General features: G+C 54.8%; 24 protein-coding genes. 7 read left to right on the top strand and 17 right to left on the bottom strand.

What is annotated here, in order from left to right; genetic code table 11:
• Positions 1–124: 124 nt before the first annotated feature.
• The gene (locus ACM110_RS17785) at positions 125–1027 is read right to left on the bottom strand and encodes a LysR family transcriptional regulator (RefSeq protein ID WP_416128789.1); all 903 of its coding nucleotides are present in this window, start codon (positions 1025–1027) and stop codon (positions 125–127) included.
• Positions 1028–1751: 724 nt separating this feature from the next.
• Here ACM110_RS17785 and ACM110_RS17780 point away from each other — a divergent pair.
• The 7 genes from ACM110_RS17780 to ACM110_RS17750 all read left to right on the top strand — a co-directional run bounded on the left by ACM110_RS17780 (position 1752) and on the right by ACM110_RS17750 (position 8631).
• The gene (locus ACM110_RS17780) at positions 1752–1922 is read left to right on the top strand and encodes a hypothetical protein (RefSeq protein ID WP_416128788.1); all 171 of its coding nucleotides are present in this window, start codon (positions 1752–1754) and stop codon (positions 1920–1922) included.
• Between the two features lie 94 nt (positions 1923–2016).
• The gene (locus ACM110_RS17775) at positions 2017–3234 is read left to right on the top strand and encodes a YcaO-like family protein (protein ID WP_416128787.1); all 1218 of its coding nucleotides are present in this window, start codon (positions 2017–2019) and stop codon (positions 3232–3234) included.
• On the top strand, positions 3215–3916 hold the full coding sequence (locus ACM110_RS17770) for a TfuA-like protein (protein WP_416128786.1): 702 nt from the start codon (positions 3215–3217) through the stop codon (positions 3914–3916). Before ACM110_RS17775 ends, ACM110_RS17770 begins: the two co-directional genes overlap by 20 nt.
• Positions 3891–4661 carry a hypothetical protein gene (locus ACM110_RS17765; protein ID WP_416128785.1) on the top strand — a complete coding sequence of 257 codons (771 nt, stop codon included), beginning with the start codon at positions 3891–3893 and terminating at the stop codon, positions 4659–4661. Before ACM110_RS17770 ends, ACM110_RS17765 begins: the two co-directional genes overlap by 26 nt.
• Positions 4662–4938: 277 nt before the next feature.
• Entirely contained in the window at positions 4939–6066 is a 1128-nt protein-coding gene (moeB, locus tag ACM110_RS17760) for a molybdopterin-synthase adenylyltransferase MoeB (protein WP_416128784.1), read from the top strand.
• A gap of 46 nt (positions 6067–6112) precedes the next feature.
• Positions 6113–7417 (top strand): MFS transporter, encoded by a 1305-nt coding sequence (locus tag ACM110_RS17755; RefSeq protein ID WP_416128783.1) that lies wholly within the window; start codon positions 6113–6115, stop codon positions 7415–7417.
• Between the two features lie 44 nt (positions 7418–7461).
• Positions 7462–8631 carry a spermidine synthase gene (locus tag ACM110_RS17750; RefSeq protein WP_416128782.1) on the top strand — a complete coding sequence of 390 codons (1170 nt, stop codon included), beginning with the start codon at positions 7462–7464 and terminating at the stop codon, positions 8629–8631.
• An 85-nt stretch (positions 8632–8716) separates the two neighbouring features.
• Here ACM110_RS17750 and glmS read toward each other — a convergent pair whose 3' ends face one another.
• The 16 genes from glmS to mnmG all read right to left on the bottom strand — a co-directional run bounded on the left by glmS (position 8717) and on the right by mnmG (position 24515).
• Positions 8717–10549, bottom strand: a complete 1833-nt coding sequence (gene glmS, locus ACM110_RS17745) for a glutamine--fructose-6-phosphate transaminase (isomerizing) (RefSeq protein WP_416128781.1) — start codon at positions 10547–10549, stop codon at positions 8717–8719.
• Between the two features lies 1 nt (position 10550).
• Positions 10551–11327: a DeoR/GlpR family DNA-binding transcription regulator gene (locus ACM110_RS17740; protein ID WP_416128780.1), complete on the bottom strand. Its 777-nt coding sequence runs from the start codon at positions 11325–11327 to the stop codon at positions 10551–10553.
• 201 nt (positions 11328–11528) lie between these two features.
• A complete protein-coding gene (gene glmU, locus ACM110_RS17735; RefSeq protein ID WP_416128779.1) occupies positions 11529–12896 on the bottom strand; it encodes a bifunctional UDP-N-acetylglucosamine diphosphorylase/glucosamine-1-phosphate N-acetyltransferase GlmU in 1368 nt (455 codons plus the stop codon).
• A gap of 114 nt (positions 12897–13010) precedes the next feature.
• Positions 13011–13436, bottom strand: coding sequence for a F0F1 ATP synthase subunit epsilon (locus tag ACM110_RS17730; protein ID WP_007969909.1), 426 nt, complete (start codon positions 13434–13436; stop codon positions 13011–13013).
• A 45-nt stretch (positions 13437–13481) separates the two neighbouring features.
• Positions 13482–14861, bottom strand: a complete 1380-nt coding sequence (gene atpD / locus ACM110_RS17725; protein WP_060540274.1) for a F0F1 ATP synthase subunit beta — start codon at positions 14859–14861, stop codon at positions 13482–13484.
• A gap of 27 nt (positions 14862–14888) precedes the next feature.
• A complete protein-coding gene (atpG, locus tag ACM110_RS17720) occupies positions 14889–15749 on the bottom strand; it encodes a F0F1 ATP synthase subunit gamma (protein ID WP_008045673.1) in 861 nt (286 codons plus the stop codon).
• Positions 15750–15799: 50 nt separating this feature from the next.
• Entirely contained in the window at positions 15800–17344 is a 1545-nt protein-coding gene (atpA, locus tag ACM110_RS17715; protein WP_030132553.1) for a F0F1 ATP synthase subunit alpha, read from the bottom strand.
• Between the two features lie 21 nt (positions 17345–17365).
• Entirely contained in the window at positions 17366–17902 is a 537-nt protein-coding gene (locus ACM110_RS17710; RefSeq protein WP_008045680.1) for a F0F1 ATP synthase subunit delta, read from the bottom strand.
• 12 nt (positions 17903–17914) lie between these two features.
• Positions 17915–18385 carry a F0F1 ATP synthase subunit B gene (locus ACM110_RS17705; protein ID WP_008064601.1) on the bottom strand — a complete coding sequence of 157 codons (471 nt, stop codon included), beginning with the start codon at positions 18383–18385 and terminating at the stop codon, positions 17915–17917.
• Between the two features lie 58 nt (positions 18386–18443).
• On the bottom strand, positions 18444–18701 hold the full coding sequence (gene atpE / locus ACM110_RS17700) for a F0F1 ATP synthase subunit C (RefSeq protein WP_003097235.1): 258 nt from the start codon (positions 18699–18701) through the stop codon (positions 18444–18446).
• Positions 18702–18835: 134 nt separating this feature from the next.
• A complete protein-coding gene (atpB, locus tag ACM110_RS17695) occupies positions 18836–19705 on the bottom strand; it encodes a F0F1 ATP synthase subunit A (protein ID WP_416128778.1) in 870 nt (289 codons plus the stop codon).
• 16 nt (positions 19706–19721) lie between these two features.
• Positions 19722–20129, bottom strand: coding sequence for a F0F1 ATP synthase subunit I (locus tag ACM110_RS17690; protein WP_416128777.1), 408 nt, complete (start codon positions 20127–20129; stop codon positions 19722–19724).
• A 148-nt stretch (positions 20130–20277) separates the two neighbouring features.
• Positions 20278–21150 (bottom strand): ParB/RepB/Spo0J family partition protein, encoded by an 873-nt coding sequence (locus tag ACM110_RS17685; RefSeq protein ID WP_075946952.1) that lies wholly within the window; start codon positions 21148–21150, stop codon positions 20278–20280.
• 9 nt (positions 21151–21159) lie between these two features.
• Positions 21160–21957 (bottom strand): ParA family protein, encoded by a 798-nt coding sequence (locus ACM110_RS17680; RefSeq protein ID WP_150702276.1) that lies wholly within the window; start codon positions 21955–21957, stop codon positions 21160–21162.
• A gap of 18 nt (positions 21958–21975) precedes the next feature.
• Positions 21976–22620 carry a 16S rRNA (guanine(527)-N(7))-methyltransferase RsmG gene (gene rsmG / locus ACM110_RS17675; RefSeq protein WP_416128776.1) on the bottom strand — a complete coding sequence of 215 codons (645 nt, stop codon included), beginning with the start codon at positions 22618–22620 and terminating at the stop codon, positions 21976–21978.
• The gene (gene mnmG / locus ACM110_RS17670) at positions 22617–24515 is read right to left on the bottom strand and encodes a tRNA uridine-5-carboxymethylaminomethyl(34) synthesis enzyme MnmG (RefSeq protein WP_416128775.1); all 1899 of its coding nucleotides are present in this window, start codon (positions 24513–24515) and stop codon (positions 22617–22619) included. Before mnmG ends, rsmG begins: the two co-directional genes overlap by 4 nt.
• Positions 24516–24667 lie beyond the last annotated feature (152 nt).

Genomic DNA, 24667 nt, shown 5'->3' with positions numbered 1-24667 from the left:
CTCCGCGAGTGAGTGGCGCTGTTCAGGAAAGATCAGCACCGATGGCAGCCATCTTCTACCACTCATGGAAACAACAGAATAACCAGCAAACGCAATCCATTATTTCATCCAGTGAAACAACCCATCAGCCCTGCAAGGCCGGATGCTCCCTGAGCGCCTTCACCGTAAAGTCGACAAAACTGCGGACCCGCGCCGGTGCCTTGCGTCCGCCCTGGTAAACCACGTGGATTGGCAGGGGCGCAACTTCGAATTCGGCCAGAATGATTTCCAGCTCCCCGGTCGCAATCTTGCTCGCCACTTGATAGGACAAGACTCGGGTGTAACCCAGACCAAGCGCCGCTGCGGTAATCGCGGCTTGATTCGCCGTCACCACTAGACGCGGCTCAGTGCGCACACTCAGTGGCTCGTCACCTTCGAGGAACGGCCAGCTTCTTTGCTGACCGATCGACGACGTTGCAATGATCGGTGCCTGAGTCAGGTCTTGCGGATGTGTCGGTCGACCATTGGCAGCCAGAAACTGCGGTGACGCAACGATGACTCGCCGCACTTCACCCACACGGATCGCATGCTGGTTGCTATCGGGCAGATCGCCAATGCGCACCGCCACATCAACGCCCTCCTCGACCACGCTCACCACCCGGTCAACCAGCAGCGCATTGATCATGACGTCCGGAAACTGAGTCAGAAAATCCACCATCAGCGGTGTGACAAACAACTCACCGAACAAAACCGGCGCAGTGATCGTCAATTGCCCACGAGGCTGAGCGTGACTACCCGCCGCCGAATCCTCGGCTTCCTGCACCTCGGCAAGAATCCTCCGACAATCTTCAAGATAACGCTGACCGGCCTCGCTCAAATGCACACTGCGTGTCGTGCGCGTGAGCAATTGCGTACCGATGCGCTTCTCCAACGCCGCCACCGCCCGTGTGACGCTGGCCGCCGACAGCCCCAACCGCCGCGCCGCAGCAGAAAAGCCCTGGTCTTGGGCGACAGCAGTGAAGACCTGCATTTCCTGGAAGCGGTCCATGGGTACTCCTTTGTTTTAGATCCAGAACATGGCAACGTCAGTTGATCTTCGCAAGTTGACCTAAAACCCGAAGTCGAACCTCAGCAGATGCATATATAGCGGGAAGCCAATCATTACAAAAGTCGGAATGCTCCTGACCTTGGATGAAAGGAGCCAGCGGCATCGTTGCTCAGTAAAAAAAGTAATCAAAGAGCGGACGATCAAATTCGCCTCACGAGGTTTTCGTGGCAAGGCTGCGTGCCCACCCAAAAAAGTTAGATCCGACATCAACAGTTGCGCCACTGAGATTCGGCAAATTCAATGAAATTTGAAAATGAGTATCTCACCGGAGGAAAAATTTTTTTGCGATTGCGACGAACTGGAGTCGACCTGGTTACCTCCGCGATTTCGTGAGCGGTTCAGAATGACCTAAAACCTAAACGCATTAAACAATGACATTACTCGCCTGCTACAAATAACGCTTCTGTATTTAATCAACAACTTATACCAAAGGCCAATTGTCTGACCAGTAAACCAAAACAACTACCGATCTCTCACCCGTCTTGATTTATTGTCAGAATGCTCCGAAGTCAATGTAGGCTGCTGTTGTAGGAAATAGCGACAGCAAAAAGTGTGCAGTCGAAATAAAAATATTTAATTTGACATTAACTTCGTCCTCTGCGAGAAATTATAGGCGTTGCGCAACAGAACCTCTTATTCTCAACATAAAAAAGGACTACGAGAAATGGATTCCACAGCTAATGATGTGACCTTCGAACTCCAATTAGACGTAGAAACCGCGGAGAAATTTTCCGTCATTCTTAATGATGAAAGTCTGATGCATGCAGGCTTTGTAGCTCATCAGTCAAACAATAATACATTGGCACTACCTGAAGATATGAAAGTCGCAGCCTGACAAAAGTGGGGGGGGGGGGGAACTATTCCCTCCCATTTTCTATTCCTTCGAACATTATGCTTGATAGATCTCATCACTAAAAGTGAGGTTCTTTATGCACAGACTTAGCTCAAGCCTTCGTCGCCGCAGTGCCGAAGAAACATTAAAAATTATCGCAAATGATTTAGCCCCACAGTTGGGTATTACTCGAGTGACTGACACGACGTGGTTGGACCGTATAGGAATACCCGTATTTGCTAGTATTCGGCCCGATGCATTGAAGGGCTCGCTGTGCGTAAATGCTGGAAAAGGGCTAAGATCGGTAGAAGCCAAGATAGGCGCATACATGGAGGCAATAGAATTCAGCCTTGCGCAATATAACACCGCACAACTTGAGCTATTAAAGACCACACCGAGACAACTCATAAAAAGCCATGCAGGACGAATAAACTTCAATCAGTTATGCATGTTGTATGGCTCCTCGGCCGACCCGGATTCGCTCATCATGGCAGTCGAAGTTCAGGATGTATTGCAAAATCAAAAAGTGCTTGCGCCTGCTGAGTTGGTATTCATCCCCTATCCCGAAAACCCCGGGCAACGACTCTTCGGAGAAAGCTCCAGTGGCTTGGCATCGGGCAATGACTTGGTGGAGGCATCTGTACACGCTATTTGCGAGCTCATGGAGCGCGACGTTCAAGCCTTTAATTTTTTGAATGATAGTTCCTGCCTGGTAAATCTGGACGATTTCAGCGCGGAAACCGAAGCCCTGATCAATAAAGTAAAAAACGCGAATTTGAACTTATCGGTGCGTTATACGGAGAACTGTTTTGGCCTAGCCTACTTTCAGGCTTTCATTATGGAAGAGTCCCCCCACGCACCTATCTCTGTGGCCACTGGCTCAGGTTTGCATCCTATAAAAGAAATTGCCTTGATCCGAGCTATCTGCGAGGCGGCTCAAAGCCGTTTAAGCCACATCCACGGAGGCCGGGACGACATCATCGAGCGCGTAAAATACTTCGAAAAAAAGGGCCGTTTGGTCGAGTTGCAGGCTGTATCACGCTTGCGTGCCGAAGCCACCTCACGGACTGAGATGATTGATTATTCCTCGATCAACTGCCAGGAAGTGGCGATTACCACGATCGAGTCGGCCTGGGAATTACTCATTGAGTGTTTGCGACATATAGGCCTTGGTACCGTGTTGAGAGTCTTACTCAGTAAACCAACTGACGACATCACTGTGGTCAGAATCATTATTCCGGGTCTTGAAACCTTTGAGCCCGGCTTGAAAAGGGTCGGCCCGAGGTTGCTTGCGTATGTCAAACAAAGCGCTTGAATTATGCACGCTGTTTGCGGGCCCTTCCCTACAAGGGATCGACAAAAAATTATTGTGCGTTAGCGGTCTGGTGTTATGCCCACCCATCAAACGCGGCGATATAGAACACCTAGTGGCGCATTCGGCACCGTCGAACCTAGCCATTGTCGATGGCGTGTTCCATGCGCATCCTGCCGTCGGCCACTCCGAAATTTTAGACGCCCTGAAAGCGGGTTGGCGTATTTGGGGATTGTCGTCCATGGGTGCTATTCGCGCATGCGAGATGGAAAAGCTGGGAATGAAAGGCTTTGGTGAAGTATATCGACTATTTGCGAGCGATCCGGAGCTGTCCGACGACGAAGTAACGCTGCTACACCAAGCCCAAGAGCCTTATTTGTCACTTAGCGAACCACTGATTCATATCAGGCAGTTTTTAAGACAGTGGACATCTGAACAAATCATTACGCAAACACAAGAAGAACACATACTTTGCTATCTAAAAAATATGTGGTATGGATATAGAACGTTAGATCTCTTGAAAAAATCGTTGTTGACACTCTCTATTGATGAAAAGCAAATAGACAGTGCTATAGCTAATTTTTCTGCCCACAGAATAAAAACTCGGGACCTGACAAATTTTCTTGTGCTGCAACCATGGACAAGGACGCTAAAAGAAAATGACGCCATTAAACATATTAGATGAAATAAACGGCCTGCCTTTTGTAAATCCCGATTTCAACAGTAAAAAACTTTTAACTCTCGTCGCTGTCGTACGCAAAAATATCTCTGGAGAAAATTTACATTTAACCGCTTATCTTCAGCCAGATTTCGCCACTGCTTTATATAACCGGAACGTCGAAGGCGCACCAGAACTACCACCTCATAAAAAACTCAGTAACGCTGAGAAATTCATGTTGACTGAAGCAACAAAAAATCTAAAATTCATGCTGCCAGAATGGGAGAGTTTGCTGGATATACCGGTCAACATACATAAAATTTTGAATCATCAGGTTAGCCTGACGAATCCCGTGCTTCCACAGCAAATGTTTTTAGGAGAAGCCGCATTTACCAGCATTACCGATCTTGAAGAGTTGCTCGTTCACGAACTATCCCATATCTGGTCAAGTTTAATCGCCGAGATTTACGACTTCCAGATCAAAGATAGTTCGAATGATTACATACTGCCGTCGGGGACCGGAGGTAAAAACCCTAGAGGCGTCTTGCTGGCTTGCCTGTTTGCGGTCAGCGCATTGAACTACCATCAGCGGCTGCTAACCACTGGCTCCATGAGAGCTCGTCCCGAGCGAATCGACTACTTAAATCAGTATTTCCTCAGAAGTCTGATAACTCTCAAGAATTCGACCGAACTGTCGGAAATCGGAAAACTGATCACCTCTAGGCTGGATGTGTTTTCTATCGACCTTACAACAAACGCTGTTCGAGGATGACCCATGGCAGTCGTACATTTTCCCCGGCAATTCATGCGCTATACCGAGCAACATAAAACATACCCTACAGAGGGCTCGTGTCTCAGCGATGTAATAAATAATCTGATCGTACGGTTTCCAGACCTGGTTGGGCCAGTCTTCACTGAGGACCTGCGCCCGCTGCCGTTCGTTGGGCTATTCGTCGACGGAAACCCTGTGACCAGTGAGCACGACCGCTGCCGTCCTCTGGAGAGCAACGCGCAATTGATTCTAATCAACGCAGTGGCGGGTGGCTGACATGCAATGCCATATAAAGATGGATACCTCTCGTTACACCCGTCAAATAATCCTCAACGAAGTTGGCGCCCAAGGGCAGCAGCGCCTCAAAGACAGTAAGGTGCTAGTGGTTGGCGCAGGTGGGCTTGGATGCCCAGTACTCCTATACCTGGCAGGTGCCGGTGTCGGGACGATCGGTATCGTTGATAACGACACCGTCGACTTGAGCAATCTGCACCGACAAATTCTCTATGCAAGTGCCGATATAGGCGACCTAAAAGTGTTGGCAGCTAAGCGCCGCATCAAAATGCTAAATCCGGACATTTTGGTTTATACCATTGCCACCACGCTAACCCCGGATAACGTCCTTTCGCTGCTGGCGGAATACGACATCATCGTCGACGCCACTGATAATTTCGACGCCAAATACCTCATCAGTGACGCCTGCATTGAATCCGAAAAGCCGATGGTCTACGCCTCGATTAGTCAGTTCGAGGGGCAGGTGTCGGTATTTAATTATTACAACCGGCACACCAACAAGCGAGGGCCGTGCTTCCGGGATCTATTTGAAACACCGCCCCCCCCGCACTTGACACAAAACTGCTCGGAAGCAGGCGTTCTTGGAGTTATACCCGGATTACTCGGTTGCTTTCAGGCAAATGAAGTACTCAAGCTCATCCTCCACGCCGGGGAGCCTTTGAGCGGACAATTGTTGTCTATCGATTGCCTCGACAACACTTTCCGCCTGTTGAACATCAACAAAAAAACACGTGCCCCCCTCATTGCTAAAACGCTCGGTGCTATGACGACATCTACATGGCATGACAATGATTGGCTCTCGCCTGACACACTGCATGAGTGGATAGCTACGAAGGAGCAGTTTCAATTGGTTGATGTACGCGACATCAGTGAACACCAACAAGATTCGCTAGGCGGCAAACTAATTCCGCTTAAAGACATCATCAAGCGCCAGGACGAACTCGATGCTTCCCTCCGTATAGTTTTTTATTGCAAATCCGGCGTCAGGAGCAAAGCTGCCCTGCTGACACTTCGCAGCCTCAACCAGAAAGCAGAACTGTATAGCCTTGAGGGCGGTATCGAGCGATATCGGACGATTTACCCTGATGAGCTTTATTCCTTCGTTTCTTGAACGCCTCTGGTTACGCAGTCATCTTATCTGTATTAAAGGAACGTCAATGAGTGCCCATTTTTCAGGTAATGCGTGGGGCTTCCCCGGCACCGATCGGCGTTTGCTGAAAGTACAATTCAGCTTTTTGCTAATGGTTCTTGGCGGGCGGTGCAATCAACTCGCGATAGCCTGGTGGACCTTACAGGAAACAGGCTCTGCGCTCTATTTTGCCAACATGATTGCCTGCTCCATCGCAACAGAGGTGTTAGCTAGACCCCTACTGGGATGGCTGGGAGACAAATATAACAAACTCCTGATCATCAAACTGGCGTCGTGTATCAGCTTGATGACTGCGTTTTTGATGGTGGTACTGTGCTCTACGGGGTTGTTCGATCCTTGGACAGTGGGCGCATTAATGATGATCAGCAGTGCGATTGTTGGTGTGCGCGACCCTCTCCAAGCGTCAATCATTCCTTTGTTTGCAGCCGATGATAAGGTCTCTTTGGCCTTTCGGACCAAAAGCGTAATGTCATCTTTTTCGATTCTGCTGGGGCCAGCACTGGCAAGCGGGTTGATTTACAGCTTTGGTGTTACGTTCGCCTTTGCCGCCGATTTTTTTGCGATTCTGATTGCCGGGGTGCTGATCACCAGCATCCCGACCCACATCGGTGCCACCGACCAAGGCGAAAAAATTTCAGGAGCCGGCGGCTTCACCATGATCTATTCCGGTTTCAAAGTAGTTTACGGGGTGAAGGTTGAATTCTATTTGGCCATCATCGCAATGCTGATCAACTTTGCCCTGTTTCCATTCTTCACCATCCTAATTCCGCTTTACGTTAAGGACGTCATCCAGTACCCCGTCACTTATATAGGGCTTCTGGATTCCTGTTTCGGGCTAGGCATTTTGGCGGGCAGTTATAAAATAATCGGCTGGTTATCTGACCGAGTACCCCGTGATATGTGTGTATCCGCCGGCTTTGCATTATTGGGATGCAATCTCTTGGCGGTTGGAACAATTTCATTCTCACTCATCATACCTATTGCCTTTTTCTGCGGTGGTATTGGCTTGATGTTGATCAACATCCCCACCTCGGCAGTAAGGTTGCTGGCGACACCGAAGCTCCACCGCAACCGGATATTTGCCACGGTTTCATTTCTGTCTGCCGCGGCCAGTCCGTTGGGCAGTTTTGCTATGAATACCCTGATCGCCTATTTGGGCGTCGCTATGACAATCACGCTTCTAGGCGCCATGGTCGTGATGTTGTCTCTGTTGGTCTTTCTGATTCCCGATTTCAGAATTTTCATGCGCTCCCAAGATACGCAGCTCAATGATGCTTACCTCAAAAAATACCCTGAAGCATTTGAGCATTGAAGTACTTGGCCGCGCCCTGCCTCTTACAAACGGAGTTGCCTTTCATGAAATTCGACTTCAAGGATCGACCTGAATCTGTACGAAACGAGCAGATTTTTTGCGGACAATATTATGACGACATGGGCTGTACAGGTTTCTTGGGGGATACTTCCAAGGATCGTATTTCGGTTCTGATGCTGGGTCTTTCGGATGGTGTGGCGCTGGCGCCGATCGGAGCCAGCACCAGAGTGAAAAGTCTGCTGGCCGTTGATCTGGACGAGACAGCTCTCGTGCGCAGCCTCGACAACCAGAAACGACTTTCAGACAGTATCGACTTCGAGAGTGTGGTCGCAGATGCTGCGGACTTCCTAGTTGTCACCCCCGATACATATGACGTCATTATTGTCGACCTTTATACCCGAAACGGTTACGCCCCGATCGTGTTCGAACATGGGTTCCACCAACTATTGAAGAGCCGGCTTACTCCCCTCGGTCATGTGGTGTTCAACGGTTTTGGCGTCCCCATGAATTTGGACCCGTTCAACGGCCCCACGCCCCAGGCTTGGCTCTCTCATTGCCTGAACGAAAGCTGGGGAGACATTCATTACCTACCCCACCGACGCAATGCCACGTTCATTATCGGCCCACCGCTGACAACCGCACTGGGCTCCGCTCCTACCAGGGAGTTTTTATGCGCCAGTGACCAGTGCTTTATGGACATCATGAACCTTCGCCTGCGCTGTCTGACACCCGCGGTTATCCGTAACGCATCGCTCGCGCCGCCAGCGCTGGACTTCGTCGGGATTGATTTGGAAGTAAGAAAACGATGGGGAGACTCTTTAGCAACCTTGTCTACATTGCTTCCGGCCTCGCTGAGGCTAAAGAAACCCAACGATCTTCGCGTATTACTTGATAACCCGGATGCTTGCCAGGCATTGCAAGAGCGATTGTTCAAGGAAAAGTCGCCACTGCGCACCACTTTGGCGCTGCTGATCGCAGGCGAAGTCAACTTCTCGGATCGAGATGTATCTTGGCTACCAGACTGGGTCGTATCGACACTGGAGAACAGTGTAGAGATCCACCCCCGTGAGTGGCTGGATGGTTTACTTCCTTACGCCTATGGCGTCATAACCCACAGAACCCGAGGAGATATTTCTAAAGTAAAAGGATTCCAACAGGCGCTAATTCGCTTGTCACAAAGCTTCTCCTCCACACAAGGCGACAAGATAATTTAATAGTCGACGCCAGCCGCCACGAGTCATTGAGCTGACGGTTTCGAAATACTTTTTCGAAGCATCAACTCAACGACCTGTGGATAACTTATTCCACAGTCACCGATTTCGCCAGGTTGCGTGGCTGGTCGACGTCAGTGCCTTTCAGCACAGCCACGTAATACGAGAGCAACTGCAGCGGGATGGTGTAGAGGATCGGCGACAGGATGTTGTGGATGTGCGGCATTTGCACAACGTGCGTGCCTTCACCGTTGGTCATGCCGGCTTTCTCGTCGGCGAAGACGACTAGCTGACCACCACGAGCGCGGACTTCCTGAAGGTTGGACTTCAGCTTCTCCAGCAGCTCGTTGTTTGGCGCCACAGTGACCACAGGCATGTCGTTATCCACAAGCGCCAGCGGGCCGTGTTTGAGTTCGCCGGCCGGGTAGGCTTCGGCGTGGATGTAGGAGATTTCCTTGAGCTTGAGCGCTCCTTCCATCGCCACCGGGAATTGCGCGCCACGGCCGAGGAACAGCGTGTGGTTCTTCTCGGCAAACAGCTCGGCGATTTTCTCGACGGTGCTGTCCATCGCCAGCGCTTCACCCAGGCGAGTCGGCAGGCGACGGAGTTCCTCGACCAGCGTGGCTTCGACACCAGCAGCCAACGTGCCGCGAACCTGACCCAGCGACAGGGTCAGCAACAGCAGGCCAACCAGTTGCGTGGTGAACGCTTTGGTCGAAGCCACGCCGATTTCGCGACCGGCCTGGGTCAGCAGGGTCAGGTCGGATTCACGCACCAGAGAACTGATGCCAACGTTGCAGATCGCCAGGCTGGCGAGGAAGCCCAGTTCCTTGGCGTTACGCAGCGCAGCCAGGGTGTCGGCGGTTTCGCCGGACTGGGAAATGGTGACGAACAGCGTGTCAGGCTGCACCACGACTTTGCGATAGCGGAACTCGCTGGCGACTTCGACCTGGCACGGGATGCCGGCCAGCTCTTCGAGCCAGTAACGGGCGACCATACCGGCGTGATAACTGGTGCCGCACGCGACGATTTGCACGTTGCGCACCTTGGCAAACAGCTCTGCAGCCTGTGGGCCGAACGCTTGCACCAGCACTTGGTTCTGGCTCAAGCGACCTTCCAGCGTGCGTTGCACCACAGACGGTTGCTCGTGGATTTCCTTGAGCATGTAGTGGCGGAATTCGCCTTTGTCGGCAGCTTCGGCGCCATCGCTGTACTGCACTGTCTGGCGCTCAACCGCTTGGCCGCTCACGTCCCAGATCTGCACGCTGTCGCGACGGATCTCGGCGATATCGCCTTCTTCCAGGTACATGAAGCGGTCGGTGACCTGACGCAGGGCCAACTGGTCGGACGCGAGGAAATTTTCCCCCAGGCCCAGGCCGATCACCAGCGGGCTACCGCTACGGGCTGCAACCAGGCGATCCGGTTGTTGCGCACTGATCACTGCCAGACCGTAAGCGCCATGCAGTTCTTTAACGGTTGCCTTGAGGGCCACGGTCAGGTCGCGCAGGTCTTTGAGCTTGTGATTGAGCAAGTGGGCGATGACTTCGGTGTCGGTGTCCGAGGTGAACACGTAACCCAAAGCCTTGAGCTGTTCGCGCAGAGCTTCGTGGTTTTCGATGATGCCGTTGTGCACCACCGCCAGATCACCGGAAAAATGCGGGTGCGCATTGCGCTCGCACGGTGCACCGTGAGTCGCCCAGCGGGTGTGGGCGATGCCCAGCCGACCGGCCAGCGCCTCTTCGGCCAGTGCCTGCTCCAATTCGCTGACCTTGCCCGGGCGACGCAGGCGCTCGAGCTTCTCGTCGTTGGTGTAGACCGCCACGCCGGCGCTGTCATACCCACGGTACTCCAGACGCTTCAGGCCTTCGACCAGGATGGCGGTGATATTACGTTCTGCAACTGCGCCGACAATTCCACACATGCTATTTCTCCTGACTGACGGCCGCGCAAATCAACGTGATGCCGCGGGCCTGAATCTGATCGCGAGCTTCAAGCGGCAGGCGATCATCGGTAATAAGGGTATGGACACTGCTCCAGGGCAGTTCCAGGTTGGGAATCTTGCGGCCAATCTTGTCGGCCTCCACCATCACGACCACTTCACGGGCGACTTCAGCCATGACGCGGCTCAGCCCGAGCAATTCATTGAAAGTGGTCGTACCGCGAACCAGATCGATGCCATCGGCACCGATGAACAATTGATCAAAGTCGTAAGAGCGTAGTACCTGCTCGGCAACCTGCCCCTGAAAGGACTCGGAATGCGGGTCCCACGTGCCACCCGTCATCAACAGCACGGGTTCGTGTTCGAGTTCGCTGAGCGCGTTGGCGACATGCAGCGAGTTGGTCATCACCACCAGACCCGGTTGTTGACCGAGTTCCGGAATCATCGAGGCGGTGGTACTGCCGCTGTCGATGATGATTCGCGCATGTTCGCGTATACGCGTGACTGCAGCGCGGGCGATGGCTTGCTTGTACTTGGATACCGGTTGACCGAGGTCAGCCACCAGTTCCTGAGGCATGGTGATCGCGCCGCCATAACGACGCAGCAACAGACCGTTGCTTTCCAGTGCCGCAAGATCCTTGCGAATCGTAACTTCCGATGTTTCGAAGCGCTTGGCCAGCTCGTCCACACTGACTTCGCCCTGCTCATTGAGCAAGGCGAGGATGTTGTGACGACGTTGAGGTGTGTTGCGCTTCGACATGGCGGGGTAAGTTTCGATTCGAAAGATAACGGAAGCAATCAAAACCTATTGGCGAAACTTCGTCAAGCGCGCAGCGATAAAAATATCTGTGGATAAACCAAAAAAGATCGCAGCCTGCGGCAGTTCCTACACGGGATTTGTGATCACTCTGTAGGAGCTGCCGAAGGATGCGATCTTTTGATTTTATGAACTGTGGATAACTCAGTCCTTCTTGATCTTCTCCGGCCGCTTCCAGCCATCGATGTTCTTCTGACGAGCACGACCTACCGCCAACTGGGCTTTATCCACAGTCGAAGTAATGGTCGATCCGGCCGCAGTCGTTGCACCGTCCAGGATATCCACAGGTGCCACCAACGAGTTGTTGGAGCCGATGAACACGTCTTCACCCAACACGGTTTTCCACTTATTGGCGCCGTCGTAATTGCAGGTGATGGTGCCAGCACCAATGTTGGTGCGTGCACCAATTTCGGCATCGCCTAGATAAGTCAGGTGACCTGCCTTGGCGCCTTCACCCAGGTGAGCATTTTTCAGCTCGACGAAGTTACCCACATGCGCCCGTGCTTCCAGCACGGTGCCTGGGCGCAAACGTGCGAACGGACCGGCATCGCTGCCTTCACCGAGAATCGCGCCTTCGATGTGGCTGCTCGCCTTGATCACCACGCCTTTGCGCAAGGTGCTGTCCTTGATCACACAATTCGGGCCGATCACCACGTCGTCTTCAATGACGACTTTGCCTTCGAGGATCACGTTGATATCAATCAGCACATCGCGGCCAACGGTGACTTCACCGCGCACATCGAAACGCGCCGGGTCGCGCAATGTCACGCCTTGTGCCATCAAGCGGCGACCAGCGCGCAGTTGATAGTGCCGCTCAAGCTCGGAAAGCTGCTTGCGGTCGTTGGCGCCCTGCACTTCCATCGCATCGTGAGGCTGTTCGGTGGCAACCACCAGACCATCGTTGACCGCCATTTCGATCACGTCGGTCAGGTAGTACTCGCCCTGCACGTTGTTGTTCGACAGACGCCCCGTCCAGTCGGCCAGGCGATCGGCCGGGACCGCGAGGATACCGGTGTTGCCTTCGTTGATGGCGCGTTGAGCTTCGGTCGCGTCCTTGTGCTCGACGATGGCAGCGACTTTGCCGTCGGTGCCGCGAACGATACGGCCATAACCGGTTGCGTCGTCCAGCTCCACGGTAAGCAGACCCATCTGCCCGGGCACGACCAGCTTGAGCAAGCGCTGCAGGGTTTCAACTTCGATCAATGGCACGTCACCGTAAAGAACCAACACGGTGTCGGCTTTGATGAACGGTACAGCCTGGGCAACGGCATGGCCGGTCCCCAGTTGTTTGTCCTGAAGGACGAAATTCAGATCGTCAGCGGCCAGACGCTCACGCACAGCATCGGCACCATGGCCGATCACCACGTGGATGCGCTGTGGATCAAGTTGTCGGGCGCTGTGGATAACATGGCCGAGCATGGAGTTGCCGGCAATCGGGTGCAGTACTTTCGGCAAAGCGGAACGCATGCGCGTGCCTTGGCCAGCAGCGAGAATAACGATTTCAAGAGACATGACTGGCTACCAATCCTGGGTGGTCAGCGGCTGCGACCATCGTGATGAATATCGGAAAAGAAAAAAGGGTAGCCGAGGCTACCCTTTTTAATCAATCACACAACAAGCTCAACCTTAGTGGCCAAACTTCTTGCGGATCTGCTGGACGGTGCGCAGCTGAGCTGCGGCCTCGGCCAGACGTGCGGCAGCAGAACCGTAATCGAATTCCGCGCCCCGCTCATGCAAGGCCTTCTCGGCAGCCTTAACGGCTTCCTGAGCGGAGGCTTCGTCCAGGTCGGCAGCACGTTGCACGGTGTCGGCAAGAACCTTGACCATGTTCGGCTGAACCTCGAGGAAACCACCGGAGATGTAATACACCTCCTCTTCCCCGCCCTGCTTGACCAGGCGGATCGGGCCCGGCTTGAGATTGGTGATCAGCGGCGCGTGACCCAGAGCGATACCAAGATCACCCAGTGCACCGTGCGCAATCACCATCTCGACCAGACCGGAAAAGATTTCCCCTTCCGCGCTGACGATATCGCAATGGACTGTCATAGCCATCTGATTGCCTCAACCTAAATTAGCGCCCGTTTCCGGGCGCCGGGATTACAGTTTCTTGGCTTTCTCGATCGCTTCTTCGATGCCGCCAACCATGTAGAACGCTTGTTCTGGCAGGTGGTCGTAGTCACCGTTGAGGATGCCTTTGAAGCCAGCAATGGTGTCTTTCAGGGAAACGTATTTACCCGAAGCACCGGTGAAGACTTCAGCCACGAAGAACGGCTGCGACAAGAAACGCTGGATCTTACGAGCACGGTTTACCAACTGCTTGTCGGCTTCCGACAGCTCGTCCATACCCAGGATCGCAATGATGTCCTTCAGTTCTTTGTAACGCTGCAGAACGTACTGAACGCCGCGAGCGGTGTCGTAGTGGTCCTGGCCGATTACGTTCGGGTCCAGCTGGCGCGAAGTCGAGTCGAGTGGATCGACCGCTGGGTAGATACCCAGGGAAGCGATGTCACGGGACAGAACGACGGTGGCGTCCAAGTGGGCGAAGGTGGTCGCTGGCGACGGGTCGGTCAAGTCATCCGCAGGTACGTATACCGCTTGGATCGAAGTGATCGAACCTTCCTTGGTCGAAGTGATACGTTCTTGCAGAACGCCCATCTCTTCAGCCAGGGTCGGCTGGTAACCTACTGCGGAAGGCATACGGCCCAGCAGTGCGGATACTTCAGTACCGGCCAGGGTGTAACGATAGATGTTGTCGACGAACAGCAGAACGTCGTTACCTTCGTCACGGAACTTCTCGGCCATGGTCAGGCCGGTCAGTGCTACGCGCAGACGGTTACCCGGCGGCTCGTTCATCTGACCGTAAACCAGTGCCACTTTGTCCAGAACGTTGGAATCCTTCATCTCGTGGTAGAAGTCGTTACCCTCACGAGTACGCTCACCCACACCGGCGAACACGGAATAACCGCTGTGCTCGATGGCGATGTTACGGATCAGTTCCATCATGTTTACGGTTTTGCCTACACCGGCACCACCGAACAGACCGACTTTACCGCCTTTGGCGAACGGGCAAACCAGGTCGATAACCTTGATGCCGGTTTCCAGCAGGTCGTTGCCGCCTGCTTGTTCGGCGAACGAAGGCGCTGGACGGTGAATGCCCCAACGCTCGTCGGTATCGATTGGACCTGCTTCGTCGATCGGGTTGCCCAGAACGTCCATGATCCGGCCCAGAGTTGCTTTACCAACCGGTACGGAGATGGCTGCGCCAGAGTCGACAACGTCCAGACCGCGCTTCAAGCCTTCGGTGGAACCCATCGCAATGGTACGAACCACGCCGTCGCCCAGCTGCTGCTGAACTTCCAGGGTGGTCCCGGCCGCGCTTTGTACAGTCAGCGCGTTGTAGATGCTCGGTACGCTGTCGCGTGGAAATTCCACGTCGATAACGGCGCCGATGATTTGAACGATACGTCCGCTACTCATAGCTGGATCCTCTGAATATTTGAACCGTTAAACCGCGGCAGCGCCGCCGACGATTTCCGAGATCTCTTGGGTGATCGCAGCCTGACGCGCCTTGTTGTAGACCAGCTGCAAATCGCTGATCAAATCACCGGCGTTGTCGGTAGCGTTCTTCATCGCGATCATCCGCGCAGCTTGTTCAGCCGCGTTGTTCTCGACCACGGCCTGGTAGACCTGCGACTCCACGTAACGGACCATCAAGCCGTCCAGCAGCTCCTTGGCATCCGGTTCGTAGAGATAGTCCCAGTGGTGCTTGAGGTCTTGATCCGGGGTTGCCACCAGTGGAATCAATTGCTCCACGGTAGGCTGTTGCGTCATGGTGTTGATGAACTTGTTGGACACCACGGACAGGCGGTCAATACGGCCGTCCAGGTAGGCATCCAGCATCACCTTGACGCTGCCGATCAGATCATTGATCGACGGCTCTTCACCCAGGTGGCTGATAGCTGCAACGACGTTACCGCCGAAGTTGCGGAAAAAGGCCGCACCCTTGCTACCAACGACACACAGATCGATCTCGACGCCGTTTTCGCGGTTTACCGCCATGTCCTTGACCAGGGCCTTGAACAGGTTGGTGTTCAAGCCGCCGCACAGACCACGGTCACTGCTCACTACGACATAACCGACACGCTTGATTTCACGGTCGATCATGAACGGGTGGCGGTATTCCGGGTTGGCGTTGGCCAGATGCCCAATTACCTGGCGGATACGCTCCGCATAAGGACGGCTAGCAGCCATGCGCATTTGTGCCTTGCGCATTTTGCTGACCGCCACTTTTTCCATGGCGCTGGTAATCTTTTGCGTGCTTTTGATGCTCGCAATCTTACTGCGAATCTCTTTTGCGCCTGCCATGTAACACCTATCAGGTTAGCAAGCGGGAGCCGCTAGGCTCCCGCTGCGGCTTACCAGGTTTGGGTGGCCTTGAACTTCTCGATACCGGCTTTCATGCCAGCATCGATTTCGTCATTGAAGTCACCCTTCACGTTGATCTTCGCCATCAAATCGGCGTGATCGCGGTTGAAGAAAGCAATCAGCGCTTGCTCGAAGCTGCCGATCTTGGCGATTTCAACGTCAGTCAGGAACCCACGCTCAGCGGCATACAGCGACAGCGCCATGTCAGCGATCGACATTGGAGCGTATTGCTTCTGCTTCATCAGCTCGGTAACGCGCTGACCATGCTCAAGTTGCTTACGGGTCGCTTCGTCCAGGTCAGAAGCGAACTGGGCGAATGCCGCCAGTTCACGGTACTGAGCCAGAGCGGTACGGATACCACCGGACAGCTTCTTGATGATCTTGGTCTGAGCGGCACCACCCACACGGGATACCGAAACACCGGCGTTCACTGCAGGGCGGATGCCCGAGTTGAACATGGCCGATTCCAGGAAGATCTGACCGTCGGTGATGGAAATCACGTTGGTCGGAACGAACGCGGAAACGTCGCCAGCCTGGGTTTCGATGATCGGCAGTGCGGTCAGGGAACCGGTTTTGCCGGTCACTGCGCCGTTGGTGAACTTCTCTACGTATTCTTCCGAAACGCGGGATGCGCGCTCCAGCAGACGGGAGTGGAGATAGAACACGTCGCCTGGGTAAGCTTCACGGCCTGGTGGACGGCGCAGCAACAGGGAAATCTGGCGGTAAGCCACTGCTTGCTTGGACAGATCGTCATAAACGATCAGCGCGTCTTCACCGCGGTCGCGGAAGAATTCACCCATGGTGCAACCGGAGTACGGTGCCAGGAATTGCAGCGCAGGAGATTCCGAAGCACTGGCAGCCACGATGATCGTGTTGGCCAGGGCGCCGTTTTCTTCCAGCTTGCGAACCACGTTGGCGATGGTCGATTGTTTCTGACCGATTGCTACGTAGACGCAGAAAATGCCGCTGTTCTTCTGGTTGATGATCGCGTCGATCGCCAGAGCGGTTTTACCGATCTGACGGTCACCGATGATCAGCTCACGCTGGCCACGGCCGACAGGAATCATGGCATCGACAGCCTTGTAGCCAGTCTGTACAGGCTGGTCTACCGACTTACGCCAGATCACGCCTGGAGCAACTTTCTCGACCGCGTCGGTCTCGGTGTTGCCCAGTGGACCTTTGCCGTCAACAGGGTTACCCAGTGCGTCGACTACGCGACCCAGCAGTTCCTTACCAACCGGAACTTCCAGGATGCGGCCGGTGCATTTGGCGCTCATGCCTTCAGCCAGAGACTGGTATGCGCCCAATACAACGGCACCTACGGAGTCTTGCTCCAGGTTGAGGGCCATACCGAAGACGCCGCCCGGAAACTCGATCATCTCGCCGTACATTACGTCGGCCAGACCGTGAATCCGCACGATACCGTCAGATACGCTGACGACAGTGCCTTCGTTACGGGCTTGGGAGGTCACATCGAGCTTGTCGATGCGGCCCTTGATAATTTCACTTATTTCGGAAGGATTGAGTTGCTGCATTGCTCTGCTGCCCCTTCAAACTCAAGATTTCAATGCTTCGGCAAGTTTCGCGATTTTGCCGCGAATCGAGCCATCGATAACCAGGTCGCCGGCGCGGATGACGACACCACCAATAAGGGCAGCGTCCTCCGCAACTTGCAGGCGCACTTCCCGGTTGAGTCGTGCACTGAGAACCTTGGCGAGTTTGTCTTGCTGTTCTTGGTTCAATGCGAAAGCACTGGTCACTTCTACGTCTACCGACTTCTCTTGTTCGGCCTTGTACAGGTCAAACAGAGCGGCGATCTCCGGCAACAGCGGGAGACGGTCGTTTTCGGCAACGACGTGGATGAAGTTCTGTGCCTTGGCATCAAACTTGTCGCCGCACACGTCAATGAACGTGGCGGCCTTTTCTGCGCTCGTCAGTCGCGGGGCCTTGAGCACGCGCTGCATGGTGTCGTCTTCCGACACCGCTGCAGCCAGGCCGAGCATGGCTGACCAATTGGCCAGTTGCTGGTGGGCCTGAGCGTGCTCGAAGGCCGCCTTAGCGTAAGGTCGGGCCAACGTGGTCAGTTCTGCCATGATCGCCCTCGCTTAGATTTCAGCAGCCAGTTGGTTAACCAGCTCTGCGTGCGCGTTTTGATCGATTGTGGCACCCAGGATCTTCTCGGCGCCGCCGACTGCCAGCAAGCCCACTTGGGCACGCAGCGCGTCTTTGACACTGTTCAGTTCCTGTTCGATCTCGGCTTGAGCCTGAACCTTCACACGGTCAGCGTCGATACGGGCTTTTTCAACAGCCTCTTCAACAATCTGATTACCGCGTTTCTTGGCTTGCTCGATGATTTCAGCTGCCTGAGCTTTCGCTTCGCGCAGTTGCTGACCCGCTTTCTCTTGGGCCAACTCCAGGTCGCGAGCTGCACGGCTGGCAGCGTCCAGACCATCAGCGATCTTCTTTTGACGTTCGTGCAGTGCCGCGATGACCGGAGGCCATACGAACTTCATGCAGAACAGTACAAAAATCAGGAACGCAACGGACTGGCCAATCAGGGTCGCATTAATGTTCACGCCAACACCTCGCAGTTACGTTGTCCATCACACCAAATTACCCGGAAGATCCGAGTAATTAGCCAGCGATCTGACCAACGAACGGGTTCGCAAAGGTGAAGAACAGAGCGATACCAACACCGATCATGGTTACGGCGTCGAGCAGACCGGCAACGATGAACATTTTAACTTGCAGCATTGGAACCATTTCTGGCTGACGCGCTGCGCCTTCCAGGAACTTGCCGCCCAGCAGGCCGAAACCAATTGCGGTACCCAGTGCGCCCAGGCCGATCAACAGTGCAACAGCGATAGCGGTTAGACCAACTACAGTTTCCATCTTTCCTCCCGACTTTTACGTCGTATGGTTTAGGTTTTTTTAATTTAAAGCGGTAAAACAAATCGTTTCAGATGCCCCGTCAGGAGCCCCTTCCCGTTTTACCGGGAAGGACATCAGACTAGTCGAGACTGGTCTTAATGGTTTTCTTCGTGCGCCATCGACAGGTAAACGATGGTCAGCATCATGAAGATGAACGCCTGCAGGGTGATGATCAGGATGTGGAACACAGCCCACGCCCACTGCAGAACTACGCCCAGGCCGCTCAGCCAGAGCAGACCGCTGCCGAACATCACAGCAATCAGAATGAAGACCAGCTCACCGGCATACATGTTGCCGAACAGACGCAGGGCCAGGGAGATCGGCTTGGCGATCAGGGTCACGAATTCCAGCAGGAAGTTCACCGGGATCAGCAGGGCCTGAACGAAGATGTTCTTGCTGCCGAACGGGTGCAGGGTCAGTTCGCCGATGAAGCCGCCGATGCCCTTGACCTTGATGCTATAGAAAATGATCAGCGCGAATACCGACAGGGCCATGCCCAAGGTAGCGTTCGGGTCGGTAGTCGACACGGCGCGGAACGGAATGTGTGCATCGCCGGAGATCAGGATGGCCAGCTGAGGAATCCAGTCGACCGGTACCAGGTCGACGGCGTTCATCAGGAACACCCAGACGAAGATGGTCAGTGCCAGCGGTGCAATCACCGGGCTACGGCCATGGAAGCTGTCTTTCACGCTGCCATCGACGAATTCGACCAAAACTTCAACGAAGTTCTGCAAAGCACCTGGCTGACCGGAAGTCGCCTTCTTTGCCGCCATGCGGAAAAGAAGAATGAAGATCAGACCCAATGCGACCGACCAGCCGAGGGTATCGACGTGGAAAGCCCAGAAGCCCATTTCCTTGGCTTCTGCTGCGGTGTGGGCAAAGCCCCAGCCGCCGGTAGGGTGCTGACCGAAGGTCAGGTTCTGCAAGTGGTGCTGGATATAGCCCGAAGCGGTTGTTTCTGCCATGGTTGCCTCAAACGCCCTAAGGTCTCGAAAGTCTTGTTCTCATCAGCAGGGGAGCGAACCAGCTGACCGACTGAGTCAGCACGAAGGCACCGAATACTGCAATCGGCGCCAATGGCTTCACACCTGCAAACACCAGTGCAAACAGCACTGCCGTCAAAATCAGTTTCCCTGCCTCGCCGGCATAAAATGACCGGACGATGGACTGGGCTGCTCGGGCGCCGGAAAACCGAAATGCCCTGTGAGCGAAATAAACATTGGGCAGCAAGGCTATCAGGCCTCCGCAAAGTCCCGAGTATCCGGCAACGACTCCGTGCCATTGCCAAAGCGCCAAAGCGGCAATGACCAAGACCACGAATTGAGCCATCAACACCGGAAAAACTGCCAGGCGATGGAACGGCAAGCGGTTTGGCGTGCGGGTTTCCATCACTATTGCTCTCCAATGGTCGGCTGCCAGAATTCACTAACTTGGCATAATTTGTGCCGACAAAATGCGCGCAGAGTATAGGGGCGGTTCTGCCCCTATTCAACTGTCAGGTAGTGATTTCCGACTGCGCGCTACATGAGGAAATGTTTCAGCGGATATGTGCGAGTACGCCTTGAAGCTCATCCAGGGAGTTGTAGCCAATCACCAACTGCCCTTTTCCCTTCTTACCGTGGCGGATCTGCACCGCAGAGCCTAGGCGCTCGGCCAGGCGCTGTTCCAGACGGGCGATATCCGGGTCTGGTTTTGCGGGTTCGACAGGCTCCGGTTTGCCACTCAACCACTGGCGAACCAGTGCCTCAGTTTGGCGCACGGTCAGCCCGCGTGCGACAACATGTCGCGCCCCTTCAACCTGTTGATTGTCCGGCAAACCGAGCAAAGCACGGGCATGACCCATTTCCAGGTCGCCGTGGGACAACATGGTCTTGATGACTTCCGGCAAGGAGATCAGGCGCAGCAGGTTAGCTACCGTCACTCGGGACTTGCCCACCGCTTCGGCCACTTGTTGCTGGGTCAGCTGGAATTCCTGCTGCAAACGCTGCAAGGCCACGGCTTCTTCGATCGGGTTGAGGTCTTCGCGCTGGATGTTCTCGATCAGCGCAATGGCAATGGCCGTTTCATCCGGCACATCGCGCACCATCGCCGGGATGGTTTCCTGCCCGGCCTGCTGACTGGCGCGCCAGCGGCGTTCACCGGCAATGATTTCAAAGCGGCCACCGCCAATCGGGCGTACCACGATCGGTTGCATCACGCCTTGCGCCTTGATCGACAGTGCCAGCTCTTCGAGGGCCTGAGGATCCATATCGCGACGCGGCTGGTATTTGCCGCGCTGGAGCAAGTCCAGGGGCAAGTGTTGCAGCTCACGGTGATCGGCTTGCGCCGCCTGTTCTTCCAGCGAGCTGACGGTCGGACCACTCAGCAGTGCATCCAGTCCACGTCCGAGACCTCGTTTCTTGACGGCCATGGGGATTCCTTAAGTTGCCTGAGCAGCGGCGATGCGTGAGTTTTTGCGCTGACGACGAACCATTTCGCCCGCCAGAGCCAGATAGGCAACGGCGCCGCGCGATGCTTTGTCGTACGCCAGCGCCGGCATGCCGTAGCTAGGCGCTTCGGCCAGACGGATGTTGCGTGGAATGACGGTATCGTAGAGTTGCTCGCCGAAGTGTTCCTTGAGCTGGGCCGAGACATCGTTCATCAGGCTCAGGCGCGGGTCGTACATCGTACGCAACAAACCTTCGATCTTGAGGTTCGGGTTCAGCAATTCAGCGATACGCTTGATGTTATCCACAAGGTCGCTCAAGCCTTCGAGTGCAAAGTACTCGCACTGCATGGGGATAATTACCCCGTCGGCGGCAACCAGTGCGTTCAACGTCAGCATCGACAGCGACGGTGGGCAGTCGATCAAAATGTAATCGTAGTTTTCACGGATCGGCGCCAGCGCACTGCGCAAGCGGCTTTCCTTCATCTGCATTTCCAGCAGAACCACTTCCGCGGCCGTCAGGTCACGGTTGGCCGGCAACAACTGGTAACCACCATGCTCGGAGTAGTGCATGGCCTGGGCCAGGTCGCATTCACCGATCAACAGGTCGTAGACCGAGTTTTCCAGGCCGTGTTTATCCACACCGCTACCCATGGTGGCGTTGCCCTGTGGATCGAGATCAATCAACAACACCCGGCGCTTGGTGGCGACGAGGGATGCTGCGAGGTTGATGCAGGTGGTGGTCTTGCCCACACCACCCTTTTGGTTCGCAATCGCGAATACCTTAGCCATTCTTGCTTGTGTTCCCAATCATGCCGTGCGGCGCAGTATCAGCAGATGGCGTTGGCCTTGGCAACCGGGTACGGCCAGGGCGTGTTCGCTATCGAGGTGGAAGTCTGCCGGCAATGCTACCAGCTCATCGGCGGGATGAACGCCCTTCATTGCCAGCCAACGCGTATCGGTGTCGCCGAGGTGGCGAGTCCAGTTGGTGAAGTTCTCCATGCTGCTGAACGCCCGGGAGATGATCCCGTTGAACGGCTGCGCAGGCTGGAACGCTTCGACGCGACTGTGGATAACTTGCAGGTTATCCAGTTTGAGTTCGAGTTTGACCTGGGTCAGGAAGCGGGTTTTCTTGCCGTTGCTGTCCAGACAGGTCACTTGGGACGCAGGGAACAGGATGGCCAGAGGGATGCCGGGCATGCCGCCACCGCTGCCAACATCCAGCCAACGGCCGTTTTCGATGAACGACATCACGCTCAGACTATCGAGCAAATGACGAGAGACCATTTCATCCGGATCACGAACCGCAGTCAGGTTGTAAGCCTTGTTCCATTTGATCAACAGAGCCAGATAGCCCAGCAGCTGCGCGTGCTGGGTTTCTGTCAGCGTGACACCAAGCTGGCGGGCACCTGTGGATAACTCTTCTGCGTGTTGCGAAGTGACCAACGAACTCAAGCGCTTTGCTCCAACTGACGGCCCGCGCCGCGTTTTTTCAAATGAATCATCAACAGCGAAATGGCTGCGGGCGTAACACCCGGGATGCGCGACGCCTGGCCCAATGTCTCTGGACGGGTCGCACCGAGCTTGCTCTGGATCTCTTTGGAGAGTCCGGAAATGTTTGTGTAATCGATATCCACAGGCAATTTCGTGTCTTCACTTGCGCGCAGACGAGCGATTTCATCCTGTTGACGATCGATGTAGCCGGCGTACTTGGTCTTGATTTCGACCTGTTCGGCGACCTGTGGATCTTCTGCGCCCCCACCGGTCACGGCGATCAGACCATCGTAGTCGATTTCCGGACGGCTCAAGAGGTTGAGCAGGTTGTATTCGTGGGTCAGCGGTGTGCCGAATTTTTCGGAAATCGCATCGCCTTGCTCAGTACCCGGGCGGACCCAGGTGCTTTTCAGGCGCTGCTCTTCCAGCTCGATGCTTTCGCGTTTTTTGCAGAAAGCCGCCCAGCGCGCATCATCCACCAGCCCCAGTTCGCGACCTTTCTCGGTCAAGCGCAGGTCGGCGTTGTCTTCGCGCAGGATCAAACGGTATTCGGCGCGGGAGGTGAACATCCGGTACGGCTCTTGGGTACCGAGAGTAATCAGGTCGTCGACCAACACCCCGATATACGCTTCATCGCGGCGCGGACACCAGGCGTCTTTGCCCTGTGCACGCAGCGCGGCGTTGGTTCCGGCCAGCAAACCCTGGGCGCCGGCTTCTTCGTAACCGGTGGTGCCGTTGATTTGCCCGGCGAAGAACAGACCGCCGATGACTTTGGTTTCCAGGCTGTATTTCAGGTCGCGCGGATCGAAGTAGTCGTACTCGATCGCATAACCCGGACGCACGATGTGCGCGTTCTCCATGCCGCGGATCGATTGCACGATCAGCAATTGCACGTCGAACGGCAAGCTTGTGGATATCCCGTTCGGGTACAGCTCGTTTGTCGTCAAACCTTCCGGTTCGATGAAGACCTGGTGGCTTTCCTTGTCGGCAAAGCGATGAATTTTGTCTTCGATCGATGGGCAGTAACGCGGGCCGATGCCTTCGATCTCACCGGCAGCGGAATACATCGGCGAACGATCGAGGTTCGCGGCAATGATTTCGTGGGTGCGCGCATTCGTGTGGGTAATCCAGCAGCTGACTTGCTTCGGATGCTGCTCCTTGGAGCCCATGAACGACATGACCGGAATCGGCGTATCGCCCGCTTGCTCGGTCATCACCGAGAAATCCACAGACCGGGCATCAATACGCGGCGGCGTACCGGTTTTCAGGCGACCCACGCGCAGTGGTAATTCACGCAAACGGTGAGCCAGGGCAATCGACGGTGGATCACCGGCGCGACCGCCGGAAAAATTCTGCAAACCGATGTGGATAAGTCCACCGAGGAACGTGCCGGTGGTCAACACCACGGAATCGGCGAGGAAACGCAGACCCATTTGGGTGACAACACCACGGACTTGTTCCTGCTCGACGATCAGATCGTCAGCGGCCTGTTGAAATATCCACAGGTTCGGTTGGTTTTCCAGGATTTCGCGGACAGCGGCCTTGTACAGAACCCGGTCTGCCTGTGCGCGAGTTGCCCGCACGGCCGGGCCTTTGCGGCTGTTCAATACGCGAAACTGGATGCCACCTTTATCGGTAGCGATGGCCATCGCGCCGCCAAGGGCATCGATTTCCTTGACCAAGTGGCTTTTGCCGATCCCGCCAATGGCCGGGTTGCAACTCATGGCGCCGAGGGTTTCCACGTTATGCGTCAGCAACAGGGTTTTCACCCCCATACGTGCTGAGGCCAGTGCTGCCTCGGTACCGGCATGACCGCCGCCGATGACGATCACTTCAAAACGGGAAGGGAAATCCACCACGCACCTCGTGCCTGCTTAAGTAGGTAATTCAGGAATAGTTTGAGCTCAGGTTTTTGGACCTGGTCGACAAGTATAGGGACTTCGCCCTTCCTAAAGAACCCTTTGCACAAAATTTAACCAGCTGTGGAGAAGTCGGGGTTATAGAAATT

The sequence above is a fragment of the Pseudomonas sp. NFX98 genome (assembly GCF_047784845.1).
Classification (GTDB): Bacteria; Pseudomonadota; Gammaproteobacteria; order Pseudomonadales; family Pseudomonadaceae; genus Aquipseudomonas.
The sequence above is the reverse complement of the archived record's forward strand: the minus strand, read 5'-3'. Positions and strand labels throughout refer to the sequence as shown.